This is a genomic window from Sphingomonas sp. BL-S-05, assembly GCF_055521695.1.
The window spans coordinates 2073555-2094285 of the sequence record NZ_CM145499.1 but is presented as its reverse complement, the minus strand read 5'-3'; the positions used below and the strand labels follow the sequence as shown (position 1 = coordinate 2094285).

Below are 20731 nucleotides of genomic sequence, written 5' to 3'. Positions count from 1 at the left end.
GATGGCGAATGTCGATGGCAGCTGGAACACGATCACCAAGTCGCCGATGGGCGACCAGCAGGCGACGTTGAACGTCAAGAGCGACGGCAGCACCTTCACCGGCACCTATACCGGCGCGATGGGATCGACCGAGATCACCGACGGCAAGGTCGATGGCGACAAGCTGTCGTGGAAGGTCGCGATCGTCGTGCCGATGCCGATGACGCTCGACTGCGAAGCGACCGTCGATGGTGACACCATCTCCGGCACGGTCGGCGCGGGTGCGTTCGGCAGCTTCCCGATGGCGGGCAACCGCGTCGGCTGAACGGTCCCGACGTAAGAGAAACGGCCCGTCCGCAGGCAATGCGGGCGGGCCGTTTGCGTTTGGTGGTGCTGTTGCCGCAAACCTTATCTTCGCAGGTAAGATGTCTACGACAACCAGCCGAACCGTGTCCCCGCGGAGGCGGGGACCCAAGGCCGAAAGCGCAAACCTTTGTTTTACTTGGCTCTGGACCCCCGCCTCCGCGGGGGTACGGCAGATTCGGGGAGCGGTAGAGGACCGTCGCGAAGCTCTTGCCTTCGCAAGAGGAGAAACGGTTCCGAGCCGCTACTCCGCCGCCCGCACTTCCGCCTCGATCTCCGGCAACACCGCCGCGCGCGGCGTCTCTCCCGGATCGGGCGCATAGCCGGTCAGCAACCGCGCGCCCCGGCCATAGGTGAACCACGACCACGCCCAATGGACATAGACCGACATGCGGCTGCGGAAATCGACCAGCAGCATCAGATGGACCAGCGACCATGCCAGCCATGCGATGAAGCCCTTGAGCTTCAAGCCCGCAATCTCCGCCACCGCACGCGACCGGCCAATGACCGCCATCGTTCCGTAATCGCGATAGTGGAACCGGTCGTCGGGGTTACGCCCGGCCACCTTCGCCGCGAGCAGCCTGCCGACGAAATGCCCCTGTTGCTTGGCGACCGGGGCCAGGCCGGGCAGGGGGCCGTCGTCTGCGTCGAAACTGGCAACGTCGCCGATCGCGAAGATATTGGGGTGCCCCGGCACCGAACAGTCGGGGCGTACCTTCACCGCGCCATTTTTTGCGGCATCGGCCGACAGCCACGCCGCTGCCGGTCGCGCTTCGGTTCCCGCTGCCCATAGCACTGCCGCCGCGTCGATCCGCTGATCGCCGACCGTCAGTCCGCGTTCGTCGATCGCCTGTACCTTTTCGCCGGTCCGCACCTCTACGCCCAGCGACTCCAGCATCTCCCGCGCCGCCTGCGACAGCTTCGGGTCGAACGCGTTGAGGATATGGTCGCCCATCTCGCACAATACGACCCGCGTCGCGCGCGGATCGACCCGGCTGAAATCGCGCGCCAGCGTCGTGCGCGCCAGTTCGGCGATGGTACCGGCCAGTTCGACACCGGTCGGCCCGCCGCCGACCACGGCGAAGGTCAGCAACCGTCGCAACTCGGCCGGATCGTCGCATTGCTCCGCCCGTTCGAACGCACCGAGCAGCGCCGCGCGGATCGCCAGCGCGTCGTCGATCGATTTCAGCACGAACGCATGGTCGCGCCAGCCATCATTGCCGAAGAAGCTATATCCGGCGCCGGTCGCCACGATCAGGTAATCGAAGCGCAACCGCCGCCCATCGGCGAGGCACAGTTCGTTCGCAGCCGCGTCGATCCCGCTCGCCTCCGCCATCAATATGCGCGTGTTTTTATTGCGACGCAGCAGGGCGCGATTGGCGGTCGCAATGTCCGCGGGCGACAGGGCGGCACCGGCCACTTGGTAGAGTAGTGGCTGGAACAGATGGTGGTTGGTCCGGTCGATCAGCGTCACATCGGCATCGGCTTTCCGTAGCGCCTGCGCCGCGGCGATCCCGCCAAAGCCGGCACCGAGGATGATGATATGGGGTCGCATATGGCCTCCATCCCTCCTTTTCGCGGGTCCGGCCGCATGGTGCGACCGGATCACCAACAATTCGGCGCGTCCTTCGTTGCGCCGCGTTGCCGCCATGCCGCACCACCGCTGCCTTATTACCACCTTGTTCCGGGCAGCTTCGCCACGGTTCGTTCATCCGGCTGCAAGATACCGTTGCCGTTATAACACAGTATCCGGTTTCGTGACGTTCCTGTTGCGATGCAATGCAACCGCCGCCGCGGTTCGGGGTTCAGAGGGGCCACGGACAAACCGGCGCAGCTTCGACGCCGGGACCGTAAACGCTGATGAGGTTTTGTATGCGTAAGCTTTTCACTGTCGCTGCCGCTGCCGCCGCTTTCGTCGCCGCTCCCGCCTTTGCGCAGGACATGTCGACCACGACGCAGGACACGACGACCACCACCGAACCGGCCCCTGCCGTGACCGCACCCGACGGCACCAGCGGCATCGGTTTCGAACCGTATATCGCGGTCATGGGCGGTTGGGAGCAGTTCGACTCCGAAGCCACCAAGGCCGGCATTCCGCAGGTCGCCCGTAACGACAAACTCAACGGCGCGCTGGTCGAAGGGATTGTCGGCTTCAACGTTCCGCTGGGTCCGGTGTTCGTCGGTGCCGAGGGCAGCGTCTCGAAGGGCGTGTCGGGCGATATCGATTGGGATTACGGCGCGGCCGGCCGTTTCGGCTTCCGTGCGGGTGATTCGGGCCTGATCTACGGCAAGGTCGGCTATCGCTGGGTCAATTTCGACCGGTTCGGCACCGCCAGCCGCGACTATCACGAAATGACCTACGGCGCCGGTTTCGAAGTCGGTCCGAAGGACATCGGTCTGGGCGGCATCACCGGCAACTCGGGCGTCCGCCTGCGCGGTGAAGTGTCGACCTTCGGTTCGGCGCACAGCTTCCGTCCGATGCTGGGTCTGACCACCCACTTCTAAGCATCGGCCCGGTTCGGGCGGGTCCGGCGTATCGGGATCCGCCCCGGTAACTGCGTAGAGACAGAGGCTCCGGGCATCGGCTCGGGGCCTTTTTCTTTTTCGCACGACCCGCTCGGGCGGGGCGCTATATCGTTCGCAAAGAAAAAGCCGCCGGGCGCGAACCCGGCGGCTGATTCCCGTAGGACGACGGGAAGGCTTATTCTTCGACGGTCACCCGACCGCGGCGGACGATCATGCCGCGCTCGGCCATTTCCTTGCGGAAATCATGTTCGGCATCGGCGACTTCGCGGCGATATTCGTGCCACGCATCCTCGCGCGACGACGCATCCTTGGCGCGTCGCAAATCCTTGCGCAGCTCGCGCTTCGCTTCGGAGATGTCGGTCTTATAATCGAGATAATAGGGGTTATAGTCCGAATAGACCGGGACCGACCGGTCCTTGGCCAGCGACGGCGTCGCGATGCAGGCAGTTGCAGCTGCGGCGATCAGTAATGGAAGGCGGTTCATGCGGGTTCTCCCTGGATCAGAACTTGCCGGGGAAGAACCCATATGGCTTGATCGCGGTTCCTTCATCTGCCGTTCATCTATCTACGGACGAATGGTGACTTGCCATATTCGACGGTCTTGCCGGATCGATCGTGCATGCCGATCTTGGGCCAATGAACGGGAGCAGGCAATGGCCGGACGCGTGAAGCGCAAGGCAGGACTGGCGGCGGCCGAAGCGCTCGCCGCACGCGTGGTCGAGCCGCTGACCTGCGCGCTCTGCCGCCGCCCGATCGGCGTCCAGGTCGAATGGCATCACCGCGTGCCCAAGAGCGAGGGCGGCCGCGAGACCGTTCCCGTCCACCCGATCTGCCACCGCACCATCCATGCCAGCGCGACCAACGCCGACCTTGCCGGTCCGCTTGCCGACCTCGACACACTGCGCGAGGTTCCGGCGGTTGCGAAGTTCGTCAAATGGGTCGCCGACAAGCCTGCCGACTTCCGGGTGCCGGTGCGGCGGGGGCGTTGAGCGCATTCGCTGCCGCCCCTCGCGTCGTTCCCGCGCAGGCAGAGCGACATTCGCACTGTCCTACACGATGGACGGTCGCCATCATGCTGCCGGGTCGTCGCGACCCTCGCTCTTTGACAAGTCGGAACGCAGTGCGCGCAAACCGCGTGCAAGTGTGAACTTCGTGAACTTTGGGCGGCCGGCGCGGGCAAAGCCCCTGCCGTCGATCGGCGCTTGGGGCGCCGCCGGCCGATCGCGTCTCGAGGCTCGCGGCAGCTTACGCTGCCGCTTGCCCGGCGCTCATTCCGCCGCCACGCCGCCGAACATGTCGCCCATCCCGCTGGCTTCCTCGTTCGCCGGTGCCACGACCTTCGCCTTCTGGCGTTTGTCGAAGCCTTCCCAGACCTCGTTCCAATTGCCGCGCGTTGCCGCCTTCGAATATTCGGTCGCACGCTGTTCGAAGAAGTTCGCATGCTCGACGCCGTTCAGCAGCGGCGCCAGCCACGGCAGCGGATGCTCGTCGATCAGGTAGATCGGCTTCATGCCCAGCTGCCCCAGCCGCCAATCGGCGATGTAGCGGATATATTTTTTGATTTCCTTGGCGGTCATGCCGTGGACCGGCCCCATTTCGAACGCCAGGTCGATGAAATTGTCCTCCAGCCGCACCGTCGTCTGGCACATGTCGGCAATGTCGTCGCGTACCGAGCGGGTCAGGCAGTCGCGTTCCTTGCAGAAGGCGTGGAACAGCTTGATGATGCCTTCGCAGTGCAGGCTCTCGTCGCGGACCGACCACGACACGATCTGCCCCATGCCCTTCATCTTGTTGAAGCGCGGGAAGTTCATCAGCATCGCGAACGACGCGAACAGCTGCAGCCCTTCGGTGAAGCCGCCGAACATCGCCAGCGTCTTGGCAATATCCTCGTCGGTGTCGACCCCGAAATTCTGCAGATAGTCGTGCTTGTCCTTCATCTCGCTATATTCGAGGAAGGCGCCATATTCGCTCTCGGGCATGCCGATCGTGTCGAGCAGGTGGCTGTACGCCGCGATATGCACCGTCTCCATGTTGGAGAAGGCGGCGAGCATCATCTTGATCTCGGTCGGCTTGAAGATGCGGCCGTACTTTTCGTGATAGCAGTCCTGCACCTCGACATCCGCCTGGGTGAAGAAGCGGAAGATCTGCGTCAGCAAATTGCGCTCATGCGGGGTCAGCTTCTGCGCCCAGTCGCGGCAATCCTCGCCCAGCGGCACCTCTTCGGGCATCCAGTGGATCTGTTGCTGACGCTTCCAGAAATCGAACGCCCAGGGGTATTCGAACGGCTTGTACTGCTTGCGGGCTTCGGTGAGCGACATGAGGTTACTCCGGGGAAACTTAGAATTGAATGGGATGAATGCCTTCAGCGGGTAGCATTCCGAAAGATAAAGCGGCTGCGAACAGCCAGAAAATCGGCGCAGCAATCATCTGCGCCAGACCAAACCGTTTGATCTGGACCATCGACCAATCGCTACCCGATATGGGTTGCCCGACGACGGTGCGATCAGCCCACGGGTTGTTTCGCATCCGCATGAACCGCAACCCGTTCAGAAATGAACCGATGCAGACGAAAGTGACCACCGTCAGAAATAGCGTACCGCTCATGTGCCACTACTCCACGACCATTGCGCGATCCCGAAGATCGCCAGGATGATCCCGAGCGCCAGCGCCATCATCCCGACCATGCCATGCGCATAGCGGCTCTGCTGCGTCGCCCGCGACCGCAGGCGCAGCAGCAGCCAAAGGCCGACCACGACCGCGATCAGCGCAACGGCCAACATGATGAGTACGTTCTGCGTCATGCGACCAACTGCCGGGACATGCGTTTGACCGCCGCCCCCAACGGAGAATGAACATGGCCGATCTCAGCAACATCCAGGAACATGCCGAAGTCATCGGCGCCGACGGCGTCCATGTCGGCACCGTCGACCGCGTCGAAGGCGACCGCATCAAGCTGACCAAGAAGGACAGCGGCGCGGAAGTCGAAGGTGCAGAAGGCGGTTCGCATGCAGGGCATCACCATTATATCGATGGCGGCCTCGTAGCCGAGGTCGAGGGCAATACCGTCCGCCTGTCCGCCAACGCCGACGTCGCGGTGACGTTCGAAACCGAAGAGGATGGCAGCGCCATCTGATCGATCGCTCGATTTGCGACGGGGAAGGGGGCTTTCGGCCCCCTTTTTCGTGACCTGTTCCGCCACGCCGTCAGAAGGGTTCGCTGCGCGACCCCGCTGCCCGCCGTGGCGAGTCATCGATTTGCTCACGCAAATCGATGCCGCCCGCTCACTGACAGGCCAAGCACTCATCATAGTCGGTGCTTTCGCCCAGATCGAACTTGGCCAGTTCGGACGTGTTGTCCGCCTCGACCCCGCCGGCGAACCCGGCGCGCTGCACCGACTTCGACCGCAGATAATAGAGCGATTTAATGCCCAGCTCCCATGCGCGATAATGGAGCATCAGCAGGTCCCACTTCTCGACATCGGCCGGGATGAACAGGTTCAGCGACTGCGCCTGGTCGATGAACGGCGCACGGTCCCCGGCCAGTTCGAGCAGCCAGCGCTGGTCGATCTCGAAGCTGGTCTTGAACGTGTCCTTCTCTTCCTGGCTGAGGAAATCGAGATGCTGGACCGATCCGCCGCGCTCGAGGATCGTGTTCCACACCGCATCGCTGTTTTTCGACTTCGCGATCAGCAGCTTTTCGAGATACGGGTTCTTGACCGACCACGATCCGCTCAGCGTCTTGTGGGTATAGATGTTCGCCGGGATCGGTTCGATGCAGGCGCTGGTGCCGCCGCAGATGATGCTGATCGACGCGGTCGGCGCGATCGCCATCTTGCAGCTGAACCGCTCCATCACGCCCATATCGGCCGCGTCGGGGCAGGGGCCGCGCTCGTTGGCGAGGTGCATCGACGCCTCGTTCACCTGCGCGTTGACGTGGCGGAAGATCTTCAGGTTCCACGCCTTCGCCATCGCCCCCTCGAACGGCAGGCTGCGCGCCTGCAGGAACGAGTGGAAGCCCATGACGCCAAGGCCGACCGACCGCTCGCGGCTCGCCGAATAGCGCGCGCGGGCCATCTCGTCGGGCGCACGCTCGATATAGTCGGTCAGCACATTGTCGAGGAAGCGCATCACGTCCTCGATGAAGCGCTTGTCGCCGTTCCATTCGTCCCAGGTTTCGAGGTTCAGCGACGACAGGCAGCACACGGCGGTGCGGTCGTTGCCGAGGTGATCCTTGCCGGTCGGCAACGTGATCTCGCTGCACAGGTTCGAGGTCGAAACCTTGAGGCCCAGATCGCGGTGATGCTTGGGCATCGTGTTGTTCACATGGTCGCTGAACACGATGTACGGCTCACCGGTGGCGAGACGGGTCTCGACCAGCTTCTGGAACAGCGACCGCGCATCGACCTTGCCGCGGACCGATCCGTCCTTGGGGCTCTTCAGCTCCCATTCGGCGCCGTCGCGCACCGCCTCCATGAAGGCGTCGGGGATCAGCACGCCGTGATGCAGGTTCAGCGCCTTGCGGTTGAAGTCGCCGCTGGGCTTGCGGATTTCGAGGAACTCCTCGATCTCCGGATGGCTGATGTCGAGATAGCAGGCGGCCGAACCGCGCCGCAGCGACCCCTGCGAAATGGCGAGGGTCAGCGAATCCATCACGCGGACGAACGGGATGATGCCGCTGGTCTTGCCGTTCAGCCCGACCGGCTCGCCGATGCCGCGCACGCTCCCCCAATAGGTGCCGATGCCGCCGCCGCGCGACGCCAGCCACACATTCTCGTTCCACGTCTCGACAATGCCCTCCAGGCTGTCGGGGACCGAGTTGAGATAGCAGCTGATCGGCAGGCCGCGTCCGGTGCCGCCGTTCGACAGGACCGGCGTGGCAGGCATGAACCACAGCTTCGAGATATAGTCGTACAGCCGCTGCGCATGGGCGGCGTCATCGGCATAGGCCGACGCCACGCGCACGAACAAATCCTGATATGATTCGCCGGGCAGGAGATAGCGATCCTTCAGCGTGTCCTTGCCGAAATCGGTCAGCAGCGCGTCGCGCGAATGATCGACCTCGACCGCGTGCAGCAGCGCGTCGACCGTGCGGCTGGTACGTTCCGGGGCCGGGGCGGCGGGGGCCGGATCGGCGAATTGCAACTCGTTCATCTGGGCATCCTGACTATCCTGGAAGGTCATCGTCCCGTTCCTTTTGTGTTCTAGCACGGGGCGCTAACCCCTGTCGATTTCTGCGGAACGTCCGCGCACGCCATCCCTGTTGACAAGCGTTGGCGGCACTGGAGGTTCCAGCGGGTTACACACTATCGGTAGCGCCTCCCCCGCGTTCGCCACCACTAATTGTAGGAAAGCGGGCGGTGCGCAAGACGGCAAATTTTTCATTCACGCCGGGCATTGGCGGCATTCGGGCGGGCGGAGATACGCGACGCACGGCGATCCGCCGGGTTCGTGAAATGCAAGCGAACTTTTCGTGAACGCAGAAAAATATGATCGCCTGGAATCGGGTTTCCGTGCGGAACTTTATGTGGCGGCGGCCAAGCGGTATCGCCGCGCGACGCGCATCTGCCACAGCAGCAGCAGCGGCACGACGATCAGCTCGATACACAGGCCCAGCAAATGTCCCGGCGATGGCACGCCGACGCCAGCGAGCGACACCAGCCGCGCCAGTCCACCACCCACGACCATCGCGCCAAGTAATCGAAACCGCGCGGTCTTCGATTCGATCGCGGGGATACAGGTAAGAAAGGCGAGGCCCATCACCAGAAAGATGCCGGAGAGATAGCGGAAGTGACTGTCGAGATCGGTCGCCGGGGCCGGTTGCAACCATGCCGCGCCGCGCACGATGCCGAGCGTGGAAACCATCAGCGGTACGGCGCAGACGATCGCGACCGCCGTCTGCAACAGCGTCCGTTCGCCGCGCGCGGTCACTTGCGTTCGCGTTCCAGCAATTCGGCACGCACCCGGATCGCGTGGACCGACATCCGCACCTCGAACAGGAACCAGACCAGCCCGCCGATCAACAGCACCATCGACAGGACGAAGGCGATCGCCACCGCCTTGCCCAGCCCGAGGTCGAGCAACTCGGCGATGAACAGCATCGCGACGACGGTACAGTTGGCGACCGCCGACAATACGACCAGGAACACGGCATTGTTGATGACCCGGATGCGCCGGTCGAGCAGCCGCAATTCGAATACGTGGCGTTCATGCTCCGGCCCGGTCGAGGACGGATGCAGCTTCTCGAGGTCACGAGCCCGGTCGACGATCCGCGCCAGCCGCCCGACCATGACGTTCAGGATCGCGCCGATCCCGGCCAGCAGGAAGACCGGCGCGATAGCGGTCTGGATCGTCTTGGCGACGGTCGACAGGACAGGTGCGAATTCCACGCGCCTGCTATGCCGTGGGCGGAAGGGGCGGGCAAGGTTGCGCAGGGATTGCGACGCCGGATCGCTACCCAATCGTAACGGGTTGTCGGCATGATGATGCCCATGTTGCTGCGTACTTCCCCACCGGTCGCCCGAACGACCGACGAATTGCCCGACGCGATCGACAAGGTCGCGGCATCGGCGGTCCAGACGCATCGTTTCCTGCGGCGCCAATGGTATGTGGCGGCGCTCGATACCTATGGCGGCACGGCGCGGACGTTGCTGGTCGAACGCGGTGGGCAGCCGATGCTGGCGTTGCCGTTGATCGGGCTCGGGCCGGCCCCGTTGGGCATGGCGCAACTGCCCGGCTGCTACTGGCCGTTCCGCAGCGGACCCGTCGCGCAGGACGCCGGCCCCGACGACTTCGCGGCGCTGCTGGGCGAGGCGGGGCGGCGGGTGCGCGGGTTCCGGCTGGGTCCGGTCTATGACGATGATCCGATGCTGCAGGGGCTGCTGGACGCCGCCTGGGCGAGCGGCTGGCGGGCCATGCCGCGCTTCATCGCCGACAGCTATCTGCTCGACATCACCGCGCGCCAGGCGGAGGGCGCCTGGCCGCGCCTGTCGACGCTGCGCAAGAATCGCTTCAACGAAAAGCATCTGGCGGCGCTCGGCGAACCCGACTGGTCGTTCGCCAGCGGTGCCGACTGGACGCCGGCGCTGTTCGACGACCTCGCCGCCGTCGAACGGGCAAGCTGGTTGAACAGTCGGACCGATGGCAGCGACGCCAAATTCACCCTGGAGGGGCATGGCCGGTTCTGGCGATCGGTCGTCGGCGATCCGGTGCTGGCCGACATGCTGTGGGTCGCGCTGCTGCGGATGGACGGCAAGCCCGCCGCCTTCTCGTTCGACATCAACGCCGGCACCCATAAATTCGCGATCGCCAACAGCTATGACGTCGCCTTCCGCCAGCGGTCGCCGGGAAAGCTGCTCTATTACCGCAATCTTGTCCGCGCCGTCGCCGACGGCATCACCCGGGTCGATTGGGGTGCGGGCGATAGCGGGTATAAGCGGCTGATCGGCGCTGAACCGGGGCCGGCGATCCGCGACTGGCTGTTCCTGCGGCCCGGCCTGCCCGCGCTGGCAGGGCGTCTGCTGGCGAAGCGCTGGGCGATGCAGGGTCAGGCATCGAACCCGCCCGTCGCGGATGGGGATTAGGCGAATCATCCCCGACGTTGCCGACCGGTCGCGTATCGGCCAAGATCGCCGCTTTACAGCCACCGGCGACGATCGAACATGACTGGCCCATCGCTATCCGCCCTGCGCGCGCACGTCCATCGTCAACGGGTTTCGCTTGCCAAGGCCGGCTGGTGGCAATCTCCGCTCGTGCGGCAATTTGCGGGCCTGGCTGGCTATGCGATCCTGTTGATCGCCGTATCCGTCGTTGCGATGTCGCTGTCGCCGTTACCGCAGGGACCGGTGCTTGTCTGGCCGGCCACGTCGGTCGCCGTAGCGAAATTGACCCGTACGCCGCTATCGCGATGGCCATTGATATCGGGCGTCACTGCGGCCAGCCTGTTCCTGTTCGGCATGCTGAACGATGTGCCGTTGTCGCTGGCCGTTTGTTACGTCCTGATCGATATCGTCGTCATGGTGCAGGTCGCCGGCTGCTTGTGCAGGATCGACCCCGATCCCCGCACGCTGCGCGGCTATGCCGGGGTCATCCTCATCTCGTTATTGGGGGCCGGGAGCAGTACGCTGCTGGCGGCGCCGGCCAACGCCCTGCTGGCCGGCAACGACGTGCTCTATTCGAGTGCAAACTGGTTCGCGTCGATCGCGATGGGATTGATCGTGCTGCTGCCGGCGCTCAAGGCGACGCGCCGCGCCCTGTCGGAGGAGTTGCGGCTATTCTCTCCGGTGCTGTTGCTGCCGGTAGCGGTATCGATGCTGGTCGCCTTGATCGTCTTCGGCACGGGCACCAATCCGTCACTCTTCTTCCTGCTGCCCTGCTCGGTGTTTGCGGCGCTACTCTATCGCTTCATTGGTGCAGCGGCATCGACGCTGACGATTGCCGGCATCGCGATCGTCTATACGATGACCGGCAGCGGGCCGATCGCCGATGCCTTTCCACTGATCGCGGATCGGGTGTTGTTCCTGCAGATCTTCATCGCCATCGTCACGCTGACCGCGTTCCCGGTCGCGGCGCTGCTGTACGAACAATCGCGCGCGCTCGACGAGATTTCCGACAAGGAACGCGAATTGCGATTGCTGACCGATCATTCGAGTGATCTGATCGTGCGGCTCGGCCTCGACGGGGTACGGCGCTATGCGTCGTCCGCCTCGGAACGGGTGCTCGGTTACCGGCCGGAGGAAATGATCGGCTCCAGTCCCTGCGGACAGGTGCATCCCGACGACCGCGATCGGGTCGAACGCATGATGACCGCGCTGGTCCCCGGCGGCGACAGCACCGTGTTCCATTATCGGATGTTGAACAAGTCCGGCCGATATGTGTGGCTGGAGGGCGCGTTCCGGCTGGTCGGCGACAGTCAAGGTAATGCCGAAGTCGTGGGATCGATCCGGGATATCGGGCAACGTCGCGAGGCAGAAAGCAAGGCCGTCGAAGCGGCAAGTCAGGTCGAGGAGCGCCAACGACTGCTGGCAATGGCGGAAAATGCGGCAAGGCTCGGGCATTGGCGGTTGAACATCCTCGACCGGCGCGTGATGTGGTCGCCCGAAATTTTCCGCATTCATGGCGTGCCGTTAGGCGAGGAGCTGGATCTGGACGCGGCGATCGACTTCTATCATCCCCAGGATCGGCCAAAGGTTCGCGAAGCGATCGATCGGGCCATCGCCACCGGTGGGTCCTTCGCCTTCGACGCGCGGTTGATCCAGCGCGACGGGACGATGCGCTGGGTCGCTTCGCGCGGGCAGGCGGAACGGGCGCTGGACAGGGTCGTCGGCGTGTTCGGTGTGATGCAAGACACGACCGAGCAGGTAAAGGCGATGGCCGAGTTGCGCGAGGCGCGCGAAGCGGCCGAGCGGGCCCTTGCTGCAAAGGCGACCTTTACCGCCACGATCAGCCACGAAATCCGCACGCCGCTGACCTCGATCCTCGCTGCCGTACAATTGCTGCGCGACACGCCCGATCGCGGCGAACGGATGCGGCATCTCGATGCGCTGGAGCACGCCGGTCGGACCCTGTCCGACATCGTCGACGACGTGCTGACCTTCTCGAAACTGGAAGGGGGGCATAACGATTCGGAAGCGATCGTGTTCGAACCGCGCGAATTGCTGGCGACGGTCACGGGCATGTTCGCGGCCCAGGCGAGACGCCATGACCTGTCGCTCGATTTCGAGGTGCCCGAGGGGCGGGTGGTCGGCGACCCGGCTCGCCTGCAACGTGTGCTGACCAATCTGGTCGGCAACGCCGTCAAATTCACCCGCGCCGGATCGATCCGCATCACCGCGACGCGCAACGGTGCCGATTACTGGCGGTTCGAGGTTGCCGATACCGGGGTCGGTATCCGCGAGGACCGGCTCGATGCGATCTTCGAACCGTTCGTTCAGGCCGATGCCTCCACGACCCGCAGCTATGGCGGCACCGGGCTTGGCCTGAGCATCAGCCGGATGCTGGTTGCATCGATGGGTGGCAGCATCGGCGTCGTCAGTCGCCAAGGGGCGGGATCGCGTTTCTGGTTCCATTTGCCGTTGCCGTTCGCCGGATGCACAGCCCTGTCTGGGATGGCATCCGCCCTCGGACCCGATACGATAGGATCGGGCGAACGCACGGGCGCGAGCAGTGTCCTGGTCGCCGAGGATAACGACACCAACCGCTATCTGATTGCCGAGATCGTGCGGCGGCTGGGGCATGAGGTCGTCACGGTGGAAAATGGCGCGCGAGCGGTCGAATATGTCACCGCGGCGGCCGGCAATCCGGTCGATCTGGTGCTGATGGACGTGCAGATGCCGGTGATGGACGGCATCGCCGCGACCCGCGCGATCCGGGCGTGGAGCGGCGCGGGGGCGGGCGTGCCCATCTATGCGTTGACCGCCGATCTGTCCGCCGAACGCCGCGCCGAAGTGATCGGGGCGGGAATGAACGGCATCCTGACCAAGCCGGTCGACGTACCGCAACTGCGCGCCGTACTCGACCAGACGGCGATGCCGGCCAGCCGTCCATCGGCACCCAGAACGGTGAGCGAGGCCATCGATCCCAACCGTGTCCAGTCGCTGACCGACGCGCTCGGTCCGGCGCAGCGCGATACGTTGCTCGCGCTGCTGATCGAGGATGCGGAGCGGATACCGCCCCGTCTGCGCACGCTGGTCGCCCATGACCGGCTTCATCTTGCCCGGCGCGAAGCCCATGCATTGCGGGGTGCTGCGGCCAGCATGGGCGCGATCGAACTGATCGCGGCATTGCAGGTGATCGAGGACGCGCCGGACGCGATGCCGATCGATCCGGCTGCGCTGGACGAGATCGATCGTTGCGCCACGGCGGTCATCGACGCGGCCCAACGGGCGATGGCCGAACCGGCGTGACCGGCAGCGATGGCGCTTAAGCGCCCGTGGACGCGTCGCTAAGCGTCGAACGCCTGTAACGCCAGTACCGCTTGCGTCCGGTTGTTGACGCCCAGTTTGCGGAAGATCGCCGACAGGTGCGATTTGACGGTCGGTTCGGCCAGTTGCAGGTCATAGGCGATCTGCTTGTTCTGATGTCCGTTGGCGATGGCCCGCAGGACGCGCAGTTGCGCGATCGACAGTGTCCCCATGCGTTCGGCCAGGTCGATGCGCGGATCGGCCTGCGGCACGTCTTCCGCGCCCGCCGGAACCCAGCAATTGCCCGCGAGCAGATTGCGGATCGCGTCTATCATCTCTTCGATCGACGACGATTTCGGGATGAAACCCTGTGCGCCCAGCGCCCGGGCCTGCGCGACCACCGCCGGTTCCTCGCGGCCCGACACGATCGCGATCGTCGTCGACGGCCGTACCGCGCGCAGCAGCGCCAGCCCCGCGAACCCCTGTACATCGGGAAGCATCAGGTCGAGCAGAACAAGGTCATATGCGTGTTGCCGAACAAGACTTTCGGCCTCGGCCAGCGTCGTCACACTGTCCTTGGTCACGGTCGGATCGACGGCGCGCGCCGCCATGCCGAGCGCAGTAGCGCACATCGGATGGTCGTCAGCGACAAGAATATGCGTCATCAATCAACCCTTGTTCCCACCGTCGTTCGATAGCGGAGCGCATTTGGTATATCATGCGGTATGGCCCGTTACCAAGTAGTTGAACATGCTCGACTTGGGATTGCGTAATTAAATTACTGCCGCTAGACCATGGAAATCGTCCGCGACGACCTGTTCGATCGAGCGCGTGATGCCGCGGGTCAGGGCCGCCGGTATGCCAACCGCGAAGCCGCGCGCGATCAGTCCCTCGACGGCCCAGCGCACGCAATAATCGGCGGCGACGCCGACCACGATCGCCCGCTCGACACCGCTTTCACGCAATTTGGCGAAGTACGTATCGCGATCGATCGGCGGTGCGACGCCATGGGGATCGTGCAGGACCAGTCCGTCTTCGGCCCACATGTCGAATACGCCTTTCTCCAATGTCCGGCACGGGATGGAGGGGGGCATCGCCAGGGGGTCGATCAGATTGTCCCAGCCGGCGGTTCCCTTGACACAATGGATCGGAAACAGTTCGGCCTCGGCGCTTGCCGGGTAGGTTTCGACGAAATGGGTGTCGAAGGTGAAGACGATCGCCGCCGTATCGTCGGCGGTGCGCGCGCGCAGCCACTCGGCCAGCGGTCCGACGATCTCCTCCGCACCCGCGACGGGCAGCGCACCGTCCGCCCGGATGAAATCCGCCTGCGTATCCACCACGACGATCACTTCGGCCATGTCGCACCTCCTGTTGCCGGCTGATTGCACATTCCGGACGGATATCGGTAGAGGATATCGAATGTGCGTTGCTCTCCTCCAGCCTGTGATGCGACCGGCCATGACGAGCCGCGCCGTCTACGTTTGCGGGGGCGCGGGCCGGCTGCTCGGCCGCCTGCCGAAGCGTCCGAACGCCATCCCCATATTCCGAAAGGCTGATCGATGGTGGTGACCGATATCGCGACCCGTGTGTGGAACCATGGCTGGCGACTGGATCCGGTGGTGCGCAGCCTGCTCGACACCGATTTCTACAAGCTGCTGATGGTGCAGATGATCCGCGCGGTGCATCCGGACGTCCGCGCGACCTTCGCCGTCATCAACCGCAGTAAATCGGTGCGGCTGGCGGAGGTCATCGACGAAGCCGAGTTGCGCGCCCAACTCGACCATGCGCGGACGGTCGGGTTCAGCAAGCAGGAACTGATCTGGCTGGCGGGCAACAGCTTCTATGGCGTGCAGCGCATGTTCTCGCCCGACTTCATCGACTGGCTCAGCCGGTTCCGCCTGCCCGACTACGACCTGTCGGTGCGCGATGGTCAGTATGTCCTGCATTTCGACGGACCATGGGCCGAAACCTCGCTGTGGGAAATTCCGGCGCTGACCATCGTCAACGAACTCCGGGCGCGCGCGGCGCTGCGCGATCACGGGCGGTTCGCGCTCGACGTGACCTATGCGCGGGCGAAGGCGCGGCTGTGGGACAAGGTCGAGCGGCTGCGGGCGCTGCCGGATCTTGTGCTGTCCGACTTCGGCACGCGGCGGCGGCATGGTTTCCTGTGGCAGCGCTGGTGCGTCGAGGCATTGCAGGAGGGGCTGGGCGATCGGTTCGTCGGGACGTCCAATGTGCTGCTGGCGATGCAGGCGGGGGTCGAGGCGATCGGCACCAACGCGCACGAGCTACCGATGGTCGAGGCGGCGCTGGCCGAGGACGATGCCGGGATCGCCGCCGCGCCATACCGCGTGCTGGAGGAGTGGCGACGGCATTATGGCGGCAACCTGCTGATCGCGTTGCCCGATGCCTATGGCACGACCGCGTTTCTGCGCAATGCTCCCGACTGGCTGGCGGACTGGACCGGCTTCCGTCCCGACAGCATGCCGCCGATCGAGGGTGGCGAGCAGATTTTGCGCTGGTGGCAGGAACGCGACGTCGATCCACGCTCGAAGCTGCTCATCTTCTCCGACGGGATGGACGTCGACAGCATCTTGGCGACCTACCGCCATTTCCATGGCCGGGTCCGCATGAGCTTTGGCTGGGGGACGAACCTGACCAACGATTTTCGCGGTTGCGACCCGCTGGGCGGCGCGGGGCTGGAGCCGATCTCGCTGGTGTGCAAGGTCGTCAGCGCCAATGGCCGCCCGGCGGTCAAGCTATCCGATAATCCGGCCAAGGCGACCGGCGACCCCGCCGATATCGCGCGCTATCTGCGCATCTTCGGCGAGAGCGGCCGGGTGGCTAGTCCGGTCGCGGTCTAGAGGCGGATGTAGCGGAAATACCAGACCTCATGGCCCTGTCGCCGGGCCTTGCGTTCGTAGCGGGTTTCGGGCCAGTCGGCGGGGCGGGTCAGGAAGTCGGTGGCGGTCCGTGCCTGCCATTCGAAATCGCGGCGCTGGTCCATGATCATCATCGCCCAGCGGCAATAGGTCGGGTCGTCGGTGCCGAGCCGGAACTCGCCGCCGGGACGCAGCTTCGCCGCGATCAGGTCCATCGGACCGTGGTTCATCATCCGCCGCTTGGCGTGGCGGGCTTTCGGCCAGGGATCGGGGTGGAGCAGATAGACGCGCTCGAGCGAAGCGTCGGGGAAGCGTTCGATCACTTCCAACGCGTCACCCATGTGCAGGCGGACATTGGACAGATCGTCGTCGCGGATATGGTTGAGCGCGCCGACGACGCCGTTGAGGAACGGTTCGCAGCCGATGAAGCCGTGGTGCGGACGGGCGTTCGCCTGCCCGGCCAGATGCTCGCCCGCGCCGAAGCCGATCTCGACCTCCACCGGACGGTCGTCGCCGAACAGGGCGTGTGAATCGAGCGGGCCGGTTTCGGGGACCGAGACGCGCGGCAGCAGTTCCTCGACCAGTGCGGCCTGCCCCTGGCGCAGCTTGTGGCCCTGTCGACGGCCATAGAGGCGGCGGATGGTAGTGGGATCGTTCATCGCCGCGCTCCCTACCCGGCGGGGCGGTGATCCGACAAGGGAGCTTCCGTCTTCGCCGGTGGTTCGGATGCCATGAGCAAGAAACGCAAGGCGAAAGAACAGGCGAAGCGGCTGGTCGATGCCGATATCGATGCCGGGCGGGGCGTCGCCAGCGAACTGCACGACCATCCGGTCGTCAAAGTCGCCGGGTGGTTGAGCGAGGTGGCGGACCAGCCACCGATGGTCGCGATCAACCTGACCACGATCGCCGCCGGGTTGTGGCGCGGTGATGCGCGACTGATGCGGACCGGGGTGCGGATGCTCGCCGCGCACGGGCTGGCGACGCTGGCAAAGTCGGTCATCAAGGCCAATGTCGACCGGGCGCGACCGCATCTGTTCAGCGACCGTGAGGATCATCGCCCAAAGCCCGGCGATACCGACGAAGGGCCGCAAAACTCGTTTCCGTCGGGCCATACCGCCGGCGCGCTGGCGGTGGCGCGGGCGGTGGCGCGCGAATATCCGGCGGCGGCAGGCCCGGCCTATGCCGGGGCGGCGGCGGTGGCGGCGATCCAGGTGCCGCGGGGGACGCATTTCCCGATCGACGTCGCGGTGGGCGCGGTCATCGGACTGGTAGCGGAGGCGGTTGTCGCAAAGGTGTTGCCGGTGCCGGACGGAAGTTGACGAAGGTTGTGCGAATCTTCGTTTGGTCGACGGTTTAGTACAAGTATTTGAGATGTTTAGGTGGGCCGAGGGTGCCGGAAGTTGACACTTGCGTGCCGGGAGGTTGTCCAGGGAAGGGCCGGTGGGGTTCGGGTCGGTAAAAAAGCCGGCTACCGCAGTAGGTTAGCAACCTGTTCGGCAAGCCGGGCGGTTGTCACCTTCGATCGGAACGCTGCACGGGGCGAAGCGCGGCCGTCCAGCGACGACAGCGGATGCGCTATCACGTAGCGCACCGTGTAGGAAAGCGACCGGCCCTCAGCGCTTCTCGCCCAGCGCGTTCGGATTGATCGTGATGCGGTTCGTGTCGTTCCCCCAGTTGGGGACGTGCGCCATCGCGGGGCGTCGCAGCGCGTCCATCACCTGCCGGGGGCGGGGCAGCGCCGTGAAGGGCGGATAGACCAGCACGTTACCGACATCGATCAGGTTCACCGACCAGCCGGGCAGATTGGTCTTGGCGATGCGGCCGGTGGCCGGGTCGGGCTGGACGAGCGCGGCACGACCCGAATCGCTGAACGCCAGCAGATAGGAGTCGGCCGACGCATCCTCGCGATAGACGCCGCCGGCCGGCCCGGTCGCGGGATCACGGCACCAGATAACCTGTTTTGCGGGGACGGCGGCAACACCCGGTTTCGGTTTGTCCTTGAGCGCGCGGCCTACCGCCAGCAATCCGCCGGTAAAGGCGGCGACCGACAGCATCTTCGGATCGCGCTGCACCTTCGCCGTGGTCGGGAATGCCAGCGGCGTCGGGCAATCGGCGACGGGTTTCGCCGGGACGGGGGCGGCGAATTCGGTCGGCCACGTAAGTGCCGCCAGTACCGCCGGCATCCGTGCCGCGATGCCCGCACCGTCGAGCGTCGTGCTACTATAGCGGACCTTCACCAGCCATTCGCCGAGCGGGATCATGGCGAGGACGGTGCCGCGATAGGGTGGACGCGAGACCGACCAGCCCGCCATCAAGCCGCTGGCAACGCCCTGTCCCGGCGGGGTGAACGCGGTCGGGGGAAGGATAGGCGTAATCGTGCCGTAGACGTCGCGACGGGATTCAAGAATGGCGCGAGCGCGATCGAACCAGACCGGTGCAGCACCGCTGGCCATCCGAAAGACATAGATAGTGACCGCTTCGGAACCGCGCTGGTAGTTGGCGAAGACGTCGAGTTCCGAACCGCCAATCTGTTCGATCGCCACGCGCCGCATGCCGTCGAGCGAGGCCGGGATGGTGAGGCCGCTATGCCGGAAGCGATAGGGCTGATCGGCGGGTGCCGCGATCACGCTCTTGGTGAACTGGGCGGCCGCGGGGAGCGCGGCGACCAGCGCCAGCGACGATAATCCCATCGCGAACAATCGTCCGGCAAGGTCGTGCATATATCCCCCGATAGGCGGACATGAAAACGGGAGGTCCGCCCCTTCGGCGAACCTCCCGCAATTTCAATGGCTTGTATAGACAATACACCCGTAATGGATCAGGCTGCCAGCGCGGCCTTCAGATCGTCGACCAGGTCGGTCTTTTCCCACGGGAACAGATCGCCCTCTGGCTTGCGGCCGAAATGGCCATAGGCGGCGGTCGGCTGGTAGATCGGCTTGTTGAGGCCGAGATGCGTGCGGATGCCGCGCGGGGTCAGGCCGCCGAGCTTGGCGATGCCGGCGATCGCATTCTCGATCGCATCGTCGCCGACGGTGCCGGTGCCGTGGGTGTCGACATAGAGCGACAGCGGCTTCGACACGCCGATCGCATAGGCGAGCTGGATCGTGCAGCGCTTGGCGAGGCCGGCGGCGACGATGTTCTTCGCCAGATAGCGGGTGATGTACGCCGCCGAGCGGTCGACCTTGGTCGGATCCTTGCCGCTGAACGCGCCGCCGCCGTGCGGGGCAGCACCGCCATAGGTGTCGACGATGATCTTGCGGCCGGTCAGGCCGGCGTCGCCGTCCGGGCCGCCGATTTCGAAGCTGCCGGTCGGGTTGATGTGATATTCGGTCGCGTCCGACAGCAGGTCGGCGGGCAGGATTTCGGCGACGACCGACTTCACATAATTGTGCAGCTCGGCTTCCTTGTCGCCATTGTCATAGCCCGGCGCATGCTGGGTCGAGACGACGATCGCGGTCGCGGCGACCGGCTTGCCGTTTTCGAAGCGCAGCGTGACCTGGCTCTTGGCATCGGGTTCGAGGAACGGCGCGGCGCCCGAATGGCGGTCGGCGGCCATCTTCGCGAGGATCTTGTGGCTATAGTCGAGCGTCGCCGGCATCAGGTCCGGCGTTTCGTCGCAGGCGAAGCCGAACATGATGCCCTGATCGCCGGCACCTTCGTCCTTGTTGCCCGACGCGTCGACGCCCTGCGCGATATGCGCCGACTGCGCATGCAGGTTGTTTTCGAAGCGGAAGCTTTCCCAGTGGAAGCCCGACTGTTCATAGCCGATCTTCTTCACGGTTTCGCGCACGGTACGCTCGATCTCGGCCTGTGCCCCTTCGGCCCATTCACCGTTTTCGAACACGCCCTTGCAGCGGATTTCACCGGCGAGGACGACCAGCTGGGTGGTGGTCAGCGTTTCGCAGGCGATGCGCGCTTCGGGGTCCTTCGACAGGAACAGGTCGACGATCGAATCGGAGATCTGGTCCGCGACCTTGTCGGGATGGCCTTCGGAAACCGATTCCGAGGTGAAGAGATAATTGGAACGCATGGACTTCCTCTGGTTAGAGGGAAAGCGCGCGGCCGTTGCCATGCCGCATATAAA

Annotated in this window: 21 protein-coding genes; 8 read left to right on the top strand and 13 right to left on the bottom strand. The window is 64.8% G+C overall.

The window, feature by feature from the left end:
* Position 1: 1 nt before the first annotated feature.
* Positions 2-304, top strand: coding sequence for a hypothetical protein (locus ACZ1JS_RS09760; protein WP_465165907.1), 303 nt, complete (start codon positions 2-4; stop codon positions 302-304).
* Between the two features lie 282 nt (positions 305-586).
* On the opposite strand, the gene ACZ1JS_RS09755 is transcribed toward ACZ1JS_RS09760, so the two are convergent.
* Complete coding sequence (locus ACZ1JS_RS09755; protein ID WP_465165906.1) at positions 587-1897, bottom strand: NAD(P)/FAD-dependent oxidoreductase; 1311 nt, start codon at positions 1895-1897, stop codon at positions 587-589.
* A 317-nt stretch (positions 1898-2214) separates the two neighbouring features.
* Between ACZ1JS_RS09755 and ACZ1JS_RS09750 the strand changes: the two genes are divergently transcribed.
* Positions 2215-2847, top strand: coding sequence for an outer membrane protein (locus tag ACZ1JS_RS09750; protein ID WP_465165905.1), 633 nt, complete (start codon positions 2215-2217; stop codon positions 2845-2847).
* A gap of 196 nt (positions 2848-3043) precedes the next feature.
* Here the strand turns inward: ACZ1JS_RS09750 and ACZ1JS_RS09745 are convergent, their stop codons facing one another.
* The gene (locus tag ACZ1JS_RS09745) at positions 3044-3352 is read right to left on the bottom strand and encodes a hypothetical protein (RefSeq protein ID WP_465165904.1); all 309 of its coding nucleotides are present in this window, start codon (positions 3350-3352) and stop codon (positions 3044-3046) included.
* A gap of 169 nt (positions 3353-3521) precedes the next feature.
* On the opposite strand from ACZ1JS_RS09745, the gene ACZ1JS_RS09740 reads away from it, so the two are divergent.
* Entirely contained in the window at positions 3522-3857 is a 336-nt protein-coding gene (locus tag ACZ1JS_RS09740; RefSeq protein WP_465165903.1) for an HNH endonuclease family protein, read from the top strand.
* Positions 3858-4136: 279 nt separating this feature from the next.
* On the opposite strand, the gene ACZ1JS_RS09735 is transcribed toward ACZ1JS_RS09740, so the two are convergent.
* From ACZ1JS_RS09735 to ACZ1JS_RS09725, 3 genes are read right to left on the bottom strand one after another with little or no spacing between them, the layout of a single operon-like run.
* A complete protein-coding gene (locus tag ACZ1JS_RS09735) occupies positions 4137-5186 on the bottom strand; it encodes a ribonucleotide-diphosphate reductase subunit beta (RefSeq protein ID WP_440488088.1) in 1050 nt (349 codons plus the stop codon).
* A gap of 19 nt (positions 5187-5205) precedes the next feature.
* Positions 5206-5472 (bottom strand): hypothetical protein, encoded by a 267-nt coding sequence (locus ACZ1JS_RS09730; RefSeq protein ID WP_465165902.1) that lies wholly within the window; start codon positions 5470-5472, stop codon positions 5206-5208.
* A complete protein-coding gene (locus ACZ1JS_RS09725; RefSeq protein WP_465165901.1) occupies positions 5469-5669 on the bottom strand; it encodes a hypothetical protein in 201 nt (66 codons plus the stop codon). The genes ACZ1JS_RS09730 and ACZ1JS_RS09725 overlap by 4 nt, the downstream gene beginning before the upstream one ends.
* A gap of 53 nt (positions 5670-5722) precedes the next feature.
* On the opposite strand from ACZ1JS_RS09725, the gene ACZ1JS_RS09720 reads away from it, so the two are divergent.
* Positions 5723-6001 (top strand): DUF2171 domain-containing protein, encoded by a 279-nt coding sequence (locus tag ACZ1JS_RS09720; RefSeq protein WP_465165900.1) that lies wholly within the window; start codon positions 5723-5725, stop codon positions 5999-6001.
* A 148-nt stretch (positions 6002-6149) separates the two neighbouring features.
* Here ACZ1JS_RS09720 and ACZ1JS_RS09715 read toward each other — a convergent pair whose 3' ends face one another.
* The 3 genes from ACZ1JS_RS09715 to ACZ1JS_RS09705 all read right to left on the bottom strand — a co-directional run bounded on the left by ACZ1JS_RS09715 (position 6150) and on the right by ACZ1JS_RS09705 (position 9253).
* The gene (locus ACZ1JS_RS09715; protein WP_465165899.1) at positions 6150-8048 is read right to left on the bottom strand and encodes a ribonucleoside-diphosphate reductase subunit alpha; all 1899 of its coding nucleotides are present in this window, start codon (positions 8046-8048) and stop codon (positions 6150-6152) included.
* 339 nt (positions 8049-8387) lie between these two features.
* Positions 8388-8795, bottom strand: coding sequence for a DUF4345 domain-containing protein (locus ACZ1JS_RS09710; protein ID WP_465165898.1), 408 nt, complete (start codon positions 8793-8795; stop codon positions 8388-8390).
* Positions 8792-9253 (bottom strand): DUF2721 domain-containing protein, encoded by a 462-nt coding sequence (locus ACZ1JS_RS09705; protein ID WP_242116737.1) that lies wholly within the window; start codon positions 9251-9253, stop codon positions 8792-8794. The genes ACZ1JS_RS09710 and ACZ1JS_RS09705 overlap by 4 nt, the downstream gene beginning before the upstream one ends.
* A gap of 90 nt (positions 9254-9343) precedes the next feature.
* On the opposite strand from ACZ1JS_RS09705, the gene ACZ1JS_RS09700 reads away from it, so the two are divergent.
* On the top strand, positions 9344-10447 hold the full coding sequence (locus tag ACZ1JS_RS09700; RefSeq protein ID WP_465165897.1) for a GNAT family N-acetyltransferase: 1104 nt from the start codon (positions 9344-9346) through the stop codon (positions 10445-10447).
* 78 nt (positions 10448-10525) lie between these two features.
* Entirely contained in the window at positions 10526-13768 is a 3243-nt protein-coding gene (locus ACZ1JS_RS09695; protein ID WP_465165896.1) for an ATP-binding protein, read from the top strand.
* Between the two features lie 38 nt (positions 13769-13806).
* Here the strand turns inward: ACZ1JS_RS09695 and ACZ1JS_RS09690 are convergent, their stop codons facing one another.
* Together ACZ1JS_RS09690 and ACZ1JS_RS09685 are read right to left on the bottom strand one after the other, a co-directional pair.
* Positions 13807-14430 carry a response regulator transcription factor gene (locus tag ACZ1JS_RS09690; RefSeq protein ID WP_465165895.1) on the bottom strand — a complete coding sequence of 208 codons (624 nt, stop codon included), beginning with the start codon at positions 14428-14430 and terminating at the stop codon, positions 13807-13809.
* Positions 14431-14538: 108 nt separating this feature from the next.
* Entirely contained in the window at positions 14539-15123 is a 585-nt protein-coding gene (locus ACZ1JS_RS09685) for a cysteine hydrolase family protein (RefSeq protein WP_465165894.1), read from the bottom strand.
* Positions 15124-15324: 201 nt separating this feature from the next.
* Here ACZ1JS_RS09685 and pncB point away from each other — a divergent pair, with 201 nt between their 5' ends.
* Complete coding sequence (pncB, locus tag ACZ1JS_RS09680) at positions 15325-16629, top strand: nicotinate phosphoribosyltransferase (protein ID WP_465165893.1); 1305 nt, start codon at positions 15325-15327, stop codon at positions 16627-16629.
* On the opposite strand, the gene trmB is transcribed toward pncB, so the two are convergent.
* Positions 16626-17306 carry a tRNA (guanosine(46)-N7)-methyltransferase TrmB gene (gene trmB, locus ACZ1JS_RS09675; RefSeq protein ID WP_465165892.1) on the bottom strand — a complete coding sequence of 227 codons (681 nt, stop codon included), beginning with the start codon at positions 17304-17306 and terminating at the stop codon, positions 16626-16628. The two genes, pncB and trmB, sit on opposite strands and share 4 nt — an antisense overlap.
* A gap of 72 nt (positions 17307-17378) precedes the next feature.
* On the opposite strand from trmB, the gene ACZ1JS_RS09670 reads away from it, so the two are divergent.
* Complete coding sequence (locus tag ACZ1JS_RS09670; RefSeq protein ID WP_465165891.1) at positions 17379-17966, top strand: phosphatase PAP2 family protein; 588 nt, start codon at positions 17379-17381, stop codon at positions 17964-17966.
* Between the two features lie 294 nt (positions 17967-18260).
* On the opposite strand, the gene ACZ1JS_RS09665 is transcribed toward ACZ1JS_RS09670, so the two are convergent.
* Together ACZ1JS_RS09665 and metK are read right to left on the bottom strand one after the other, a co-directional pair.
* Positions 18261-19367, bottom strand: coding sequence for a hypothetical protein (locus ACZ1JS_RS09665; protein WP_465165890.1), 1107 nt, complete (start codon positions 19365-19367; stop codon positions 18261-18263).
* 98 nt (positions 19368-19465) lie between these two features.
* Positions 19466-20677 carry a methionine adenosyltransferase gene (gene metK / locus ACZ1JS_RS09660; protein WP_345878077.1) on the bottom strand — a complete coding sequence of 404 codons (1212 nt, stop codon included), beginning with the start codon at positions 20675-20677 and terminating at the stop codon, positions 19466-19468.
* Positions 20678-20731 lie beyond the last annotated feature (54 nt).